The sequence below is a fragment of the Asanoa iriomotensis genome, from assembly GCF_016862515.1.
Lineage (GTDB): Bacteria > Actinomycetota > Actinomycetes > Mycobacteriales > Micromonosporaceae > Asanoa > Asanoa iriomotensis.
Genome location: NZ_BONC01000005.1, coordinates 66,176 through 80,375 on the forward strand (window position 1 = coordinate 66,176; position 14,200 = coordinate 80,375).

Below are 14,200 nucleotides of genomic sequence, written 5' to 3' on the forward strand. Positions count from 1 at the left end.
CCGTACCTTACGGCCGGGCGCTGTGCCTCGGGGTAGCGGTGGTCACCCGACTAGGCTGTGTGAGGTTTACATCGCGAGGGGAGTCGAACCAATGCCGTGGAGCTGGCGGTACGAGGGAGCGGACGGCAAGCCGGTGACCGGCCCCGCCGAGACGTTCGGTAGCCAGGCCGATGCCGAATCCTGGATCGGTCAGACCTGGCGCGACCTCGCCGGCGCCGGCGTGGCGACCGTGGTCCTCGCCGAGGACGACCGGGTCGAATACCGCATGCCGCTGGCACCCGCGGGCGAATGAGCGACTGGCGGCGCTGGGACCCGCCCGTGCTGGGGTTGCCCCGCGCGGCGTTCCGGCCGAGCGGGATCTTCCTGGCCCTGGTGGCGGTTTTCGCCCTGAGCGGGGTGATGGCCTGGCACCAGGTCACCCCGCGGCTGGCGGTCTTCGTGTTCGTCATCTCGGGTTGGCTGGTCTCGCTGTGCCTCCACGAGTACGCGCACGCCGTCGTCGCCTACCGCGCCGGCGACACCGACGTGGCGCACCGGGGCTACCTGACGCTCAACCCGCTCAAGTACAGCAACGTGCTGTTGTCGATCATCCTGCCGCTGATCGTGGTGGTGCTCGGCGGCATCGGCCTGCCCGGCGGCGCGGTCTGGGTCGACCACGCGGCGATCCGGGGCCGGCTGCGCAAGTCGCTGATCAGCCTGGCCGGCCCGGCGACCAACCTGCTGTTCACGATCCTGCTGGTGATCCCGTTCGCCTTCGACCCGGACATCTACGTGCACTGGGAGTTCTGGTCCGGCGTCGCCCTGCTGGCGTTCCTCCAGCTCACCGCGACCGTGCTCAACCTGCTCCCGGTGCCCGGGCTCGACGGCGGCAACGCGCTCCAGCCGTGGCTCAAGCCCAACACCCAGCGGATGTACAGCGTGCTGGCGCCGTTCGGCTTCATCCTGCTGTTCGTGCTGCTCTGGGAGCCGACGGTCAACCGCTACTTCTTCGACGTCGTCTACGCGATCGGCGACGTGCTCGGCCTCGACCGTCAGCTCTACGCCCTGGGCTTCGAGATCATCCGCTTCTGGCAATGACCGACGGCGCGGCTCTGCTGGCTTCCGATGCCTGGACTATCAGTCGGCATGGAGAATCCAAGCGAGCCGCGCCGCCGCCTCGTCGTCAGGAGCGGATGTCCCGCGGCGACTGGGTGCGGGCCGGGTCGCGCTCGACCAGCCCGCCGAGCACCTCGTCGATCTGCTTGAGGAGGCTCTCCTCGAGCTTCACGCCCGCCGCCTTGGCGTTGTCGTGCACCTGCTCCGGCCTGGTCGCTCCGACGATCGCCGACGCCACGTTGGGGTTCTGCAGCACCCACGCGACCGCGAGCTGGGCCATCGTCAGCCCCGCGTCGGCGGCCAACGGCTTGAGCTGCTGCACCGCGGTCAGCACCGGGTCCGACATGAACCGGGCGATCACCTCGGGCTCGTCGTTGCCGCGCGAGCCGGCCGGCGCCGGCTGGCCCGGCAGGTACTTGCCGGTCAGCACGCCCTGTGCGATCGGCGACCAGACGATCTGGCTGACGCCGAGCTCCTCCGACGTCGGCACGACCTCGGCCTCGATGACCCGCCACAGCATCGAGTACTGAGGCTGGTTCGACACCAGCGGGATGTGCAGCTCGCGGGCCAGCTTGTGCGCCGCGCGGATCTCCTCGGCCCGCCACTCGGAGACGCCGATGTAGTGGGCCTTGCCGGCGCGGACGACGTCGGCGAACGCCTCCATCGTCTCCTCGAGCGGCGTGCCGTAGTCGTACCGGTGCGCCTGGTAGAGGTCGACGTAGTCGGTCTGCAGCCGGCGCAGCGAGCCGTCGATGGAGGCCATGATGTGCTTGCGCGACAGACCGCGGTCGTTGCGCCCGGGGGTGGCGGTGTCGTCCGGGCCGGTGGGGACGGCCGGCCAGTACACCTTGGTGAAGATCTCGAGGCCCTCGCGACGCTGGCCCTTGAGCGCGCGGCCGAGCACGGCCTCCGCGCGGGTGCCCGCGTAGACGTCGGCGGTGTCGAACGTGGTGATGCCGGCCTCGAGGGCGGCACGGACACATGCGACGGCGGCGTCCTCCTCGACCTGGGAACCGTGGGTGATCCAGTTCCCGTACGAGATCGCGCTGACCTGAAGGCCCGATCGGCCTAGGTGACGGAATTCCATGTGGGACACATTAACCCCGCCCGAAGCCCGTTCCGTTTTCGGATGATCTTGCTACAAGACAGGCTTGGTGTCCGCCAACAACCGATCTATCTCCTCGGTCACCGCGGCCCGGCTGCCGTGCACGACGTCGATCAGCGGCTCGCCCTTGCGGTCCAGCGCGCCCCACAGTCCCTGGCCGCCACCGACCAGGAACGCGACCGGGTGGATGACCAGCGCCGGGAACCGCGGCGGCACGATCACCCGGCCGTTGCGGTCGACCACGCCCTTGCGCCCGCCGGAGTCCACGACGGCCAGTCCCTCGTCCGAGAAGCCGTCCACGTAACGGCCGTCGGTCAGCGCGGTCGCGAACCCGGTGTACTGCGGCGGCAACACGGTGCGACCGCTCTTGTCGATCGCGCCCCACGCACCCCGCTTGACCGCCGCGACCCCGCCGCGGAACGGCCGTACGTCCTCGAAGCCGATGTTGATGACGACGTCGCCCGACTTCTCGATGGCCAGCCAGTTGCTCCGGCCGTTGTGCGAGACCCAGGCCAGCCCGTCGTGGAACGAGCCGACGCCGAGGAAGCCCAGCGACGCGAAGAGGAGCACCTCGCCGGACTCGTCGATCAGCTCCCACGGCTCGGTCTCGGGCCGGCGCACCCAGGCGACGCCTTCCTTGAACGGCTGCACCTCGGCGTAGCTCGGCGCGATGGCCCAGTCACCTTCCGTGTCCACGTACCCCCAGCGCTGCACCTTCTCGCTGAACATCGGTTTCGGCGGCTTGTGGATCTGGAGGATCTCGTCCTCGTCGCGCGGGTAGGGGCCCAGCCCGTGCTTCTCCACCTTGGCGAGCACCGCGTCGAGCGCCTGCTCGGTTCGGGAGATCAGCTCCGGGTCGTCCACCTTGCGCAGGTCGAGCGCCTTCTCGAAGTGGTTGCAGGCCTCGATGTAGCGGCCCTGGTCGTAGCAGGACCGCCCCGCGTGCTCGTGCATCGTGGCGCGCAGCCGGTCGGGCAGCTCGGGGGAGTTGGCCAGCGCGTTGAGCCGGTCCGCCTCCGCGTAGTCACCGCGCCACTGCAGCACGTGCGCGAGCCGGGCCTGCGCGATCGCGATCCGGCGCAGCTCACCGGTCGCCTCGGCGTGCGCCAGCGCCAGCTTGCCGTCGGCCATCGCCTTGCCGAGGTCGCCGAGGATCCGCGAGACCACCGCGCGCAGGCTGAGCAGCCGGGCGCGCGAGGCGTTGTCGCTGGCCGCGTCGACCTTCGTGGTGAGCTGGTCGCGGATCGACCGCAACTCTTCCGGGTCCTCGACGAGCTCGCGCAGCGTCTCGTGGTGGAACCGCCACTGGTAGTTGGCCAGCACCTGCTCCGGGTCCTTCGGCTCCGGCGCGTCCTCGTCCTTGGGCGTGACGACGGGGTGCAGCATCGTCGGCGCCCGCAACGCGGTGGCGGCACCGGCCGCGGTGCCTTCCGGCACCGGCAGGACGGTGTCCGCGGAGGCTTTCTCGCCGCCTTCGGGCTCCGGCTCCGGGGTGGTCTCCGGCTCCGCGGCGGGTTCCGGTGCGGGGGCGGCTTCCGCTTCCGCGGCCGGCTCCGGGTCGTCCTCGGATACGCGCGACGGGGCGGAACCGGTCTCGTCGGACGCACTGTCGTCCGGGGCGCTCTCCGCCTCGACCGGCGCGGCGGGCTTCTCCGCCGTGGTGGTGGTGTGCACGCTGTCGGCCTCGTTCTGGGCGTCCTCCACCGCGGTCGGTTCGTCCGTGCCCGCGTCCGCCGGGGTCGCCGTTTCGATGGTGTCGCCGCCGCGATCCGCGGGCGCGGCGTCTGGTGCTTCCGGTGCCGCCGCCGCGGGCTCCGGCTCTGCTGCCGCCTCGACCGGTGCTGCCTCCTCGGCCGGCTCCGGCACCTCTGGCTCCGCCGGGGCCTCGGCCGGCGCGGCTTCTGGCCGCGCGGCCTCCACCGGCGCGGCCTCGGGAGCCGGTGCGGCGGGCGGGGTGGAGACGGGCCGGGTGGCCTCGTGCAGGTCCAGCCGGAGCCCCTCGAACGCGGGCGGCTTCGGCGTGGGCTTCTGGACCGGCTCGGCGGGTCGCGCCGGCTCGGCCTCGGCAACGGGTTCGGCAACGGGCTCGGCGACGACCGGTTCGACCGGCTCGGGCACGGCCTCCTCGGCCGTCTCGACAGGTGCGTCCGTCTCGACGGCGGCAACGGCCGGCTCGGGCGTCGGCTCCACCGGCTCGGCGGCGGGCTCGGGCTCAGGCTCGCTCGCGGCGCCGCCGAACCAGCCGACGTCCTCGCGCGGCGGCACGGGCGCCGGCGCCGGCTCGGCCACCTCGGGAGCGACGTGCAGTTCCTCGCTGGAGATCCGGCGGGGATAGGCGGGCCCGTCGTCGCCGGTCCGCGGCGCGGGCACGCGGACACCAGTGGCGGCCTCGGCCACCGGCGGTGGCCCGGAGGCACCGGCCACGGGCAGGTCGTCCTCGGCCGGGCGGGACTCGCCCAGCTCCGGCACGGCCGGCGGTGGCGGTGCGACGAGCCACGACTCGTCGCGCTCGGCGCGCCGTGGCGCGGGCGGGGACAGCGGCGCGGTCGGCAGGTCGTCGACCGGACGCCGGTCCGGCGGGGGCACCGGCTCGCGGAACGGCACCGCGCGCTCGTCGCGCCGCGGCGGACCCTGGTCGCGGAACGCGGCGGGCCGTTCGTCGCGCCGCGCCGGCTCGGGCGCCTCGTGCGACGGCGGCGGCCCGGGCGCACGGAACGCGGCCGGCCGCTCGTCGCGGTAGGGCCGGCGCTCCGGCTCCCGGAACGGTTGCTCGCCCCGCCGGCCGCGCTCGTCCTGGTAGGCGGGCGACACCGGCCCGGCGGGCGTGCCGCGGCGGTCTTCCCAACCACCCGGGCGGTCCGCGCGCCGAGGCGCGTCGCGGTCGTCGAAGGGTCGCTCGTCGTAGGGCCGACCGCGGCGCGTCTCGTCGTGGAGCGCGGCGGGCCGGTCCACCTGGCGGGGCGGACCCGCCGGACGCCGGCGCTCGTCGGGACCGTGCCGCTCCTCGGGACGCTGCCACTCGTCGGGGCGGTGCCGCTCGTCCGGACGATGCCGCTCGTCCGGGCGGTAACGCGGCTCAGGCTCGCGCGGGTAGGCGGGCGACACCGGACCGGGACGGTCGTCGTAGCCGCGACCGCGCTCGTCGTGGAACGCCGCCTCGCGACCGGGCTGCGCGCCGCGCCGGGGCCGTGACCTCGACCGGTCGTCCTCCCACGCCGGCGGACCGGCCGGGGACTGCGGGCGCTCGTCCCAGTCGGGCCGCGACCGCCGCCGGTCGTCCCAGCCGGGCGAACCGGCAGGCGACTGCGGCCGGTCGTCCCAGTCGGGCCGGGGCCGCCGGCGCTCGTCCCAGTCCGGCCCGGGACGGCCGCGGCCGGGCCCGGCGGGCGAGACCGGCCCGTCGTCGTAACCACGCCCGCGCTCGTCGTGGAACGCGGCCTCGCGCCCCGCACGCCGCGGGGGCGGGGCGTCGTCGTAGCCGCGGCCGCGCGCCGGCGCCGCCCGCCCGACACCGTCGACCGGCGAGATCGGATGCGGGGCGCGGGGGTCGGGCATGTGCGGGTCGGTGGCGCTGGGGTCGGCCAGCCGCGGGTCCGCGTTGTAGGAGTCGGGCTCCGGCGCCGCGTCGGCCCGGCCGCGCACCACGGCGCGCCCGGCCGAGCGGACCGACCGCCCGGGGGATCGCGGCGGCTGGTCGCCCGGGTACCGCTCGCCGCTGGAGGCCGCCCACTCGTCGGTGCGCTCACTGACCCAGGACGGCTCGCCGGTCGGGTTCCGCTTGGGCCCGGGACTCGCGTCGCCGGACTGCTCGCCCGGACCGTCGATCCAGCCGGGCCCGCCGGGCCCCGCCGGCACGCCGGTCGGCGCCCACCCGGGTGCGGGCGGCCGGTCCTTGGCCCACGCCCACGGGTCGTTGGGGTCTTTGTAACCGCTTCCGCCGCCGGAGTCGCTGCTGCGGCCGAGCTCCCGGAGCCAGCCGTCCTCGTCGCCCCAGCCGCTGTCGGGTCGGGCCTCCTCGGCCCTGCGACCGCGACCGCGGCCGCCGTCCCGCCGCCGGCGGTCGGAGTGCTCGTTGCTCATCCGGGCACGCCGATCCGTCGTGTCTTCGCGCACGCGCCGCTGGAGCGCGGTGCGCGTCGATCGATCACGGCGGGTCACCTCGTCGGAATGTGTCTGGCCCGGCTTCCGCCGGCATCCGATACTGTCATGCGGCCCGATACGGCGTATGTCGCGGATGGAGGGTAACGGCGTGGACTTGGTCACCGCCACTGTCCCTCGCACGCGTTATGCGAATGTCGTCGCAGATACCAGGACATTCACGGCGTTAATGGGCGCTGGATTCCGCCGATACTCGACCTATCGGCAGGCCACCGTCGCGGGCGCGTTCACCAACACCGTCTTCGGCTTCCTCCGCTGCTACGTCCTGCTGGCCGTCGCGGCCGGCGCGGGCACCGCGACCGTCGGCGGCTACGACGCCGCCCGGCTCGCCACGTTCGTATGGTTCGGGCAGGGTCTGTTGGCGGTGGTCCTGCTTTGGGGCTGGACCGAGCTCGCCGACCGGATCCGCACCGGCGACGTCGTCGCCGACCTGCTGCGCCCGGTCCACCCGGTGACCCGCTACCTGGCCACCGACCTCGGCCGGGCCGGCCACGCGGCGCTCACCCGGCTGGTGCCGCCCGTACTCGTCGGCCCGCTGTTCTTCCCGTTCTACGTGCCGCACCGCTGGTCGACCGTTCCGCTGTTCGTCGTCTCGGTCGTCCTGGCCACGGTGCTCTGCTTCGGTTGCCGCTTCCTGGTCAACGCGACGGGCTACTGGCTGCTCGACGTCCGCGGCCCGATGGTCCTCTGGGCCCTGGGTTCCGGCGTGCTGGCCGGGCTCTACTTCCCGTTGCGGTTCCTGCCCGACTGGGTCGCCGTGCCGCTCTGGCTGCTCACCCCGCTGCCCAGCCTCTTCCAGACGCCGCTGGACGTGCTGGTCGAGGTCGATCCGACCCCGCGCCAGCTCTGGCTGGTGGTCCTGCAGGCCGTCTGGGTGGTGGCGATCCTGGTGCTGTGCCACCTGGTGCAACGGTCGGCGGAGCGCCGGTTGGTGGTGCAGGGTGGCTGAGCCCGGCGCCCTGCGCGCGTACTGGGCCATGCTGCGCGGCCAGGCCCGCAGCCAGACCGCGTACCGGCTGTCCTTCGGCATCGACCTGGTCTCCAACGTCGGTGCCACGGCCCTCGACGTGTTCACCGTGTTCGTGCTCTTCGGCGTCACCCGCGTGCTCGGCGGCCTCGACCTGCGCGAGGCACTGGTGGTCACCGGCCTGACCGCCTGTGCGTTCGCCACCGCCGACATGCTGGTCGGCAACATCGAGCGGATCAGCCTGTACGTGCGGACCGGCCGCTTCGACGCGGTGCTCGTGCGCCCGCTGCGCGCCCTGCCGCAACTCGTCCTGCTGGACCTGCCGCTGCACAAGTTGTCCCGGGCCGCCTTCGGCACCGCGGTCTACGCGGTCGCGCTGGCCGCCGCGGGCATCGCCTGGACGCCCGGCCGGGCGCTGCTCGCGGTCGTGGCACCGGCCGCCGCCGTCGTGTTCTTCGGCGCGGTCTTCGTGGTGACGGCCTCGGTGGCCTTCTGGTGGACGGAGTCCGGCGAGTTCGGCAACGCCTTCACCTACGGCGGCCGCGACTTCACCAGCTATCCGATCAGCGTCTACAGTGGATGGTTTCGGAACGCGTTCGCGTACGCGCTGGGCTTCGCCTTCGTCTCCTACTACCCGGCCCTGGCGCTGCTCGGCAAGGCCGACCCGATCGGTCTGCCCGGCTGGGTGGGTTGGCTGGCGCCCGCGGTCGCCCTGCCGGCCGCCGCCGTCGCCGCGCTGATCTGGCGCCAGGGGTTGCGGCACTACACGAGCACGGGGTCATGATGACGGTCATCGCGGCGCGGGAGCTGCGCAAGGAGTTCACGGTCCGGGTCAGGCAGGGCCGGCTGCGCCGCGCGCGGCGCACGGTGGCCGCCGTCGACGGCGTCGACCTCGCGATCGCGCGCGGCGAGATGGTCGGCTACATCGGCCCCAACGGCGCCGGGAAGTCGACCACGCTGAAGATGCTCACCGGGGTGCTGACGCCCAGCGGGGGAGAGGTCAGCGTCTGCGGGCTCTCGCCGGTGCGCCAGCGCACCCGGCTCGCCCGGCGGATCGGGGTCGTCTTCGGCCAGCGCACCCAGCTCTGGTGGGACCTGCCGTTGCGCGACTCGTACGACCTGCTGCGGCACATCTACCGCGTGCCGGCCGCCGAGCACGCCGCCCGGCTGCGCCGCTGCCGCTCGCTGCTCGACCTCGACGAGTTCCTCGACATCCCGGTGCGGCAGCTCTCGCTGGGCCAGCGGATGCGCGGCGAGCTGACCGCGGCGCTGCTGCACGGCCCCGAGGTGCTCTTCCTCGACGAGCCGACGATCGGCCTCGACGTGGTCAGCAAGCAGGCGGTCCGCGGGTTCCTGGCCGAACTGGGCGCCGGCGGCGACGTGACGCTCATGCTCACCACCCACGACCTGGCCGACATCGAGAAGCTCTGCCGCCGGCTGCTGGTCATCGACCACGGCCGGGTGGTGCACGACGGCACGATCGAGGCGCTGCACGCCCGCTACGGCTCGCGCCGCCGGGTGGTGGTCGAGCTGGAGGAGCCGCTCGCCGCGCCGCCCGAGGTGCCGGGCGCGACGCTGGTCACGGCCGGCCCACTGCGCCTCGAATATGACCTGACCGGTGCGACCGCCGGCGAGCTGCTGGCCCGCCTGGCCGGGCTGGCGTTCCGCGACTTGTCCATCGTGGAGCCGGACATCGAGGACGTGGTGGCCCGGCTCTACACCGGCGCGCCCGTCACGGATGCTCCATGACGAGCACCGCGAAGGTCTGCGGCTCCAGCGCCTCGTAGCTGTGCGGCACGTCGCCGGCGAAGGTCGCGTAGTCGCCGGGGTCGAGGTCGACGGTCCCGCCGGCCGGCCCCACCCGCAACCGGCCCCGGCCGACCACGATGTGCTCGACGCTGCGCGGCGTGTGCGCCTCGGCGCGCCGGATCGCGCCCGGCTCGATGGTCAGCACGTAGATGTCCCGCCGCACCGACCGGGGGCCGGCGGCGACCAGCGTGCCCGTGTAGTCGAGCTGGTCCGAGCTGATCCGCGGGCCCTCGCCGGCCCGGATCACCCGCAGCGGCGGCGTGGGCGGCTCGACCAGCGCGCTGAACGGCACGTCGAGGGCGACGCCGAGCGACCAGAGGGTCTCCACGCTCGGGTTGCCGACGCCGTTCTCGAGCTGGGAGAGCGTCGACTTCGCGACGCCGGCCCGCCGGGCCAGCTCGGTCAGCGACAGCCCGGCCCGCTCACGCTCGTGGCGCAGCGCGGCGGCGATGGTGGCGGCGATGGTCGGCTCGGGCACTGTTCGCTCCATCGGTCTAAGTGTTCGACTTGACGAACGCTAGCAGCGCCCGGCACGATCGGTAGCCGTGATTGTCGCCGCGCGGTCCATCCTGAGCGATCGTTCCCTGGTGCGCGACGTCGGTGCGCTCGGGCTCGCGGTCTTCGCGGTGAGCATCTCGTTCGGGGCCATCGCCGTCGCCGCCGGCATCCCGGCCGGGCTCATCGTGCTGATGTCGCTGGTCGTGTTCGCCGGCGGATCCCAGTTCCTCGCGGTCGGCCTGATCGCCGCGGGCAACCCGTTCGCCGCGATCTTCGCCGGCCTGCTGCTCAACGCCCGCCACCTGCCGTTCGGCCTGGCGATCGGCGACGTGATGGGCACCCGCCGCTGGCAGCGGCTGATCGGCGCGCACCTGCTGATCGACGAGTCGGTCGCGTTCGCGCTGGCGCAGCCGGACCTGGAACGCCGCCGCCGCGCCTACTGGGCCACCGGCTGCACGCTGTTCGTCGTGTGGAACGTCGGCGCCGTCCTCGGCGTGCTGCTCGGCAACGCGGGCGACCCCGACCGGCTGGGCCTCGACGCCGCCTTCCCGGCCGGCCTGTTCGCCCTGCTGCTGCCCACCCTCAAGGACCCGACCACCCGACTCGTGGCCCTGACCGGCGCGCTGGTCGCGGTCCTCACCACCCCGTTCCTGCCCGCCGGCCTGCCGGTCCTGCTGGCACTCACCGGCCTGCTGGCGCTGCTGGCCCGCCCCCGGAAGGCGGCCTCGTCATGATCCTCGCGGTGATCGTCGGCCTGGCCATCGGCACCTACGCGTTCCGCCTGGCCGGCGTCGTCCTGCGCGAGCGGGTCGCCCTCCCGACCCGGGTCCAGGCGCTGCTCCCGATGGCCGCGGCCGCGTTGCTCGCGGCCCTGGCGGCCACGGCCACGTTCTGGGACGCGGGCGTCTTCGCCGGCATCTCCCGCCCGGCCGGCGTCGCGGTCGGCGCCCTCCTGGCCTGGCGCCGCGCCCCGTTCGTCGTGGTGGTCGTCGCGGCGGCAGCCACTGCCGCCCTGCTCCGCCTGGCCGGCCTGGAGTAAGCAACGGTCCGTTCTTAACACCACTGGGGGCGGAGTGTTGAGAACGGACCGTTCCTATGCGGAAACCGTTAACAACGGACCGTTGCTTGCGCTGTGGGCGTTAGATTTTCTCGCCGATCTTGACCGCGGGGTGGGGGACGCGCATGCGGCGGAACGTGAGCGAGCGCATGATCGCGTACATGTAGAGCGAGCCCATCCGCTGCTCGCTCTTGGGGTAACGCTCCTTGACCAGGCGCTTGATCTTGCGCGAGATCAGCACGGCGTCGACGACCACGGCCAGCAGCAGGACGCCCCAGAGCGAGGTGGCGACCGTGCGGATCAGGTCGGGCATGGCGCCGTTGGAGCCGACCAGCACGATGATCGCGCCGCCGAAGAAGAAGGTGCCGGCGGTGCGGCGGGAGTCGACCACGTTGCGGGCCAGCTCACGCTCCGGACCCCGGTCGCGCGGGCCGCCCTCGCGGCGGTACTCGGCGGCGGCCTCCTGGCGCAGCTGGCGCTTGCGCTCCCGGGCCTCCTCCTTGCTCAGCGCCTTGGCGGTGCCGGCCGGCTGGCGGGACGCGCCGGGACGCTTCGGGGTCTCCTTGCCCTTGCCCGGGGTGTAGCCCCTGGGGCGGGCAGCCTCGGTCGTCTCGGGAGCCTCAGGCTCCTCGACCACATCGTTGGACTTGCGACGAAACAGCGACTGCACGGGAAGCCCTTCTGCGGCGCGACGCTTACCACGAGGTTAACTGGCCCGGACACGGCGAGACGAGCCGACCCCAAGATCGACTCGCCTCGGCTCGATGTGCTCAGGGGCGCTCGACGTGCGCGCCCAGCGCGGAGAGCTTGCTCTCGAAGTCCTCGTAACCACGATTGATCAGGTCGACGCCGTAGACCCGCGAGGTGCCCTCGGCGGCCAGCGCGGCGATCAGGTGGCTGAACCCGGCCCGCAGGTCGGGGATCACCAGGTCGGCCGCGTGCAGCTTGGACGGGCCGGCGATCACCGCGGAGTGCTTGAAGTTGCGGCGCCCGAACCGGCACGGCGTGCCGCCCAGGCAGTCCCGGTAGACCTGGATCGTCGCGCCCATCGTGTTGAGCGCCTCGGTGTAGCCGAGCCGCTGCTCGTAGACGGTCTCGTGGACGATCGACAGGCCGCGGGCCTGGGTCAGCGCGACCACCAGCGGCTGCTGCCAGTCGGTCATGAAGCCCGGGTGCACGTCGGTCTCCAGCGCCACCGCGCGCAGCTCGCCGCCCGGGTGCCAGAACCGGATGCCGCCCTCGACGCCCAGCGAACCGGCGCGCGGCGGCTGGGTGTCGGTCACCTTGTATTCGCCGCCGATCGAGCGGAAGACGTTGAGGAACGTCATCATGTCGACCTGCTGTGCGCCCAGCACCTCGATCTCACCGCGGGTGGCCAGCGCCGCCGCCGCCCAGGAGGCCGCCTCGATCCGGTCGGGGATCGGCCGGTGGGTGTAGCCGCCGAGCCGCGGCACGCCCTCGATCTCGATCACCCGGTCGGTGTGGACGGTGATGATCGCGCCCATCTTCTGCAGCACGCAGATGAGGTCGATGATCTCCGGCTCGACCGCCGCGTTGCGCAGCTCGGTCACGCCGTTGGCCAGCACCGCCGTCAGCAGCACCTGCTCGGTCGCGCCGACGCTCGGGTACGGCAGCTCGAACTTGGTGCCGTGCAGGCCCGCGGGCGCCGTCAGGTGCATGCCCTCGGGGGTCTTGTCGACCACCGCGCCGAACTCGCGCAGCGCCTGGATGTGGAAGTCGATCGGGCGCGGGCCGATGTGGCAGCCGCCCAGGTCGGGGATGAACGCGTGGCCGAGCCGGTGCAGCAGCGGACCGCAGAGCAGGATCGGGATCCGGCTGGAGCCCGCGTGCACGTTGATCTCGTCGGTCGACGCCCGCTCGACGTTGGCCGGGTCGAGGATCAGCTCGCCGTCCTCGGCCCCGTCGGTCACCTTGACGCCGTGCAGGCCGAGCAGGCCGCGGACCACCTCGACGTCGCGGATCCGGGGCACGTCGAACAGCCGGCTGGGTTCGTCACCGAGCAGTGCCGCGACCATCGCCTTGGAGACGAGGTTCTTGGCTCCGCGTACCCGGATCTGACCGTGCAGTGGCGTGCCGCCGTGTACGACCAGGACGTCATCGGGCAAGGCAACCTCCGGGGCGGGCAGCGATCCGGCATCGGGCCGTAACCCGGTTGCGGGATCGCGGGTTGATCGGGAGTGGCGCCCGGGCAGCATAGCGCTCGGTGATGGGCGCGGGGCCACACACACCGGTCTCTCTGGCACGAAATCAGGACGACTGTGGCGCCCGGTAATGCCGGACGCCACGATCAGTCACCGCCGCGAGGTCACGGCAGGGCGAGCATCTGGTCCAACGCGGACCGGGCCTCGGCCGCCGTCTTCGGATCGACCGTGATCTGGTTCACGAGGCGACCCTCGGCCAGCTCCTCGAGCGCCCACACGAGGTGCGGCAGATCGATCCGGTTCATCGTCGAGCAGTAGCAGACCGAGCGGTCGAGGAACATGACCTGCTTGTCGGGGTGCGCCAGGGCGAGCCGGCGGACGAGGTTGAGCTCGGTGCCGACGGCCCACGCCGAACCGGCAGGCGCGTTCTCGATGGTCTTGATGATGTATTCGGTCGAACCGACGTAGTCGGCCGACGTCACGACGTCGTAGCGGCACTCGGGGTGGACGAGCACGTTGACGCCCGGCACCCGCATCCGCACCTCGTCGACGGAGGACTTGGTGAACCGGCCGTGCACCGAGCAGTGCCCGCGCCAGAGGACCATCTTGGCCTCGCCGAGCTGCTGCTGGGTCAGCCCGCCGTTGGGCTTGTGCGGGTCGTAGAGCACGCAGTCGTCGGCGTCGAAGCCCATCTCCAGCACGGCCGTGTTGCGGCCCAGGTGCTGGTCGGGCAGGAAGAGCACCCGCTGGCCGCGCTCGAACGCCCAGGTCAGCGCCCGCTTGGCGTTGGACGAGGTGCACACGACGCCACCGTTGCGCCCGACGAAGCCCTTGATGTCGGCCGACGAGTTCATGTAGGTCACCGGGACCGTCGACTGCGCCACGCCCGCGTCGGTGAGCGCCTCCCAGGCCGCCTCGACCTGCTGGAGCTGGGCCATGTCGGCCATCGAGCAGCCGGCGGCGAGGTCGGGGAGCACGACCTTCTGCGCGTCGGTGGTGAGGATGTCGGCGGACTCGGCCATGAAGTGCACGCCGCAGAACACGATGTATTCGGCGTCGGGGCGGGCGGCCGCCTCGCGGGCCAGCTTGAACGAGTCGCCGGTCACGTCGGCGAACTGGATGACCTCGTCGCGCTGGTAGTGATGGCCGAGCACGAACACCTTGGACCCGAGCTTCGCCTTGGCGGCGGCGGCACGGGCCACGAGATCGGGGTCGCTCGGCGCGGGCAGCTCGCCCGGGCAGTCGACACCCTTCTCCGACGACGGGTCGGCGCCCCGCCCCAGCAGCAGCAGGGCGGTCGCCGTGTTGGCGGGTTCGGTCCAGGTCGACGTCACCGGTCAATCTTCCCA

Annotated in this window: 13 protein-coding genes; 7 read left to right on the top strand and 6 right to left on the bottom strand. The window is 72.9% G+C overall.

The window, feature by feature from the left end:
- Positions 1 to 91 precede the first annotated feature (91 nt).
- Both Air01nite_RS05675 and Air01nite_RS05680 read left to right on the top strand, forming a co-directional pair.
- Positions 92 to 292, top strand: a complete 201-nt coding sequence (locus tag Air01nite_RS05675; RefSeq protein ID WP_203700742.1) for a hypothetical protein — start codon at positions 92 to 94, stop codon at positions 290 to 292.
- Entirely contained in the window at positions 289 to 1,077 is a 789-nt protein-coding gene (locus Air01nite_RS05680; protein WP_203700744.1) for a site-2 protease family protein, read from the top strand. Before Air01nite_RS05675 ends, Air01nite_RS05680 begins: the two co-directional genes overlap by 4 nt.
- Positions 1,078 to 1,162: 85 nt before the next feature.
- On the opposite strand, the gene Air01nite_RS05685 is transcribed toward Air01nite_RS05680, so the two are convergent.
- Together Air01nite_RS05685 and Air01nite_RS40975 are read right to left on the bottom strand one after the other, a co-directional pair.
- A complete protein-coding gene (locus Air01nite_RS05685; RefSeq protein WP_203700746.1) occupies positions 1,163 to 2,182 on the bottom strand; it encodes an aldo/keto reductase family protein in 1,020 nt (339 codons plus the stop codon).
- Positions 2,183 to 2,233: 51 nt separating this feature from the next.
- Positions 2,234 to 6,280: a WG repeat-containing protein gene (locus tag Air01nite_RS40975; protein ID WP_239090514.1), complete on the bottom strand. Its 4,047-nt coding sequence runs from the start codon at positions 6,278 to 6,280 to the stop codon at positions 2,234 to 2,236.
- 247 nt (positions 6,281 to 6,527) lie between these two features.
- On the opposite strand from Air01nite_RS40975, the gene Air01nite_RS05695 reads away from it, so the two are divergent.
- The 3 genes from Air01nite_RS05695 to Air01nite_RS05705 are packed head-to-tail and all read left to right on the top strand — an operon-like array spanning position 6,528 to position 9,074.
- Complete coding sequence (locus Air01nite_RS05695) at positions 6,528 to 7,307, top strand: ABC transporter permease (RefSeq protein WP_203700748.1); 780 nt, start codon at positions 6,528 to 6,530, stop codon at positions 7,305 to 7,307.
- A gap of 28 nt (positions 7,308 to 7,335) precedes the next feature.
- Positions 7,336 to 8,109, top strand: a complete 774-nt coding sequence (locus Air01nite_RS05700) for an ABC transporter permease (protein WP_203700909.1) — start codon at positions 7,336 to 7,338, stop codon at positions 8,107 to 8,109.
- Complete coding sequence (locus tag Air01nite_RS05705) at positions 8,109 to 9,074, top strand: ABC transporter ATP-binding protein (RefSeq protein ID WP_203700910.1); 966 nt, start codon at positions 8,109 to 8,111, stop codon at positions 9,072 to 9,074. Before Air01nite_RS05700 ends, Air01nite_RS05705 begins: the two co-directional genes overlap by 1 nt.
- Here Air01nite_RS05705 and Air01nite_RS05710 read toward each other — a convergent pair.
- Entirely contained in the window at positions 9,058 to 9,624 is a 567-nt protein-coding gene (locus Air01nite_RS05710) for a helix-turn-helix domain-containing protein (protein WP_203700750.1), read from the bottom strand. The two genes, Air01nite_RS05705 and Air01nite_RS05710, sit on opposite strands and share 17 nt — an antisense overlap.
- A 97-nt stretch (positions 9,625 to 9,721) precedes the next feature.
- On the opposite strand from Air01nite_RS05710, the gene Air01nite_RS05715 reads away from it, so the two are divergent.
- Positions 9,722 to 10,366, top strand: coding sequence for an AzlC family ABC transporter permease (locus Air01nite_RS05715; protein ID WP_239090515.1), 645 nt, complete (start codon positions 9,722 to 9,724; stop codon positions 10,364 to 10,366).
- Positions 10,363 to 10,671 carry an AzlD domain-containing protein gene (locus Air01nite_RS05720; RefSeq protein WP_203700751.1) on the top strand — a complete coding sequence of 103 codons (309 nt, stop codon included), beginning with the start codon at positions 10,363 to 10,365 and terminating at the stop codon, positions 10,669 to 10,671. Before Air01nite_RS05715 ends, Air01nite_RS05720 begins: the two co-directional genes overlap by 4 nt.
- A gap of 100 nt (positions 10,672 to 10,771) precedes the next feature.
- Here the strand turns inward: Air01nite_RS05720 and Air01nite_RS05725 are convergent, their stop codons facing one another.
- From Air01nite_RS05725 to nadA, 3 genes are all read right to left on the bottom strand, one after another.
- Positions 10,772 to 11,359, bottom strand: a complete 588-nt coding sequence (locus tag Air01nite_RS05725) for a DUF3043 domain-containing protein (RefSeq protein ID WP_203700752.1) — start codon at positions 11,357 to 11,359, stop codon at positions 10,772 to 10,774.
- Positions 11,360 to 11,459: 100 nt separating this feature from the next.
- Positions 11,460 to 12,815 (bottom strand): UDP-N-acetylglucosamine 1-carboxyvinyltransferase, encoded by a 1,356-nt coding sequence (gene murA / locus Air01nite_RS05730; RefSeq protein WP_203700753.1) that lies wholly within the window; start codon positions 12,813 to 12,815, stop codon positions 11,460 to 11,462.
- A gap of 200 nt (positions 12,816 to 13,015) precedes the next feature.
- Entirely contained in the window at positions 13,016 to 14,185 is a 1,170-nt protein-coding gene (gene nadA, locus Air01nite_RS05735; protein ID WP_203700754.1) for a quinolinate synthase NadA, read from the bottom strand.
- Positions 14,186 to 14,200 lie beyond the last annotated feature (15 nt).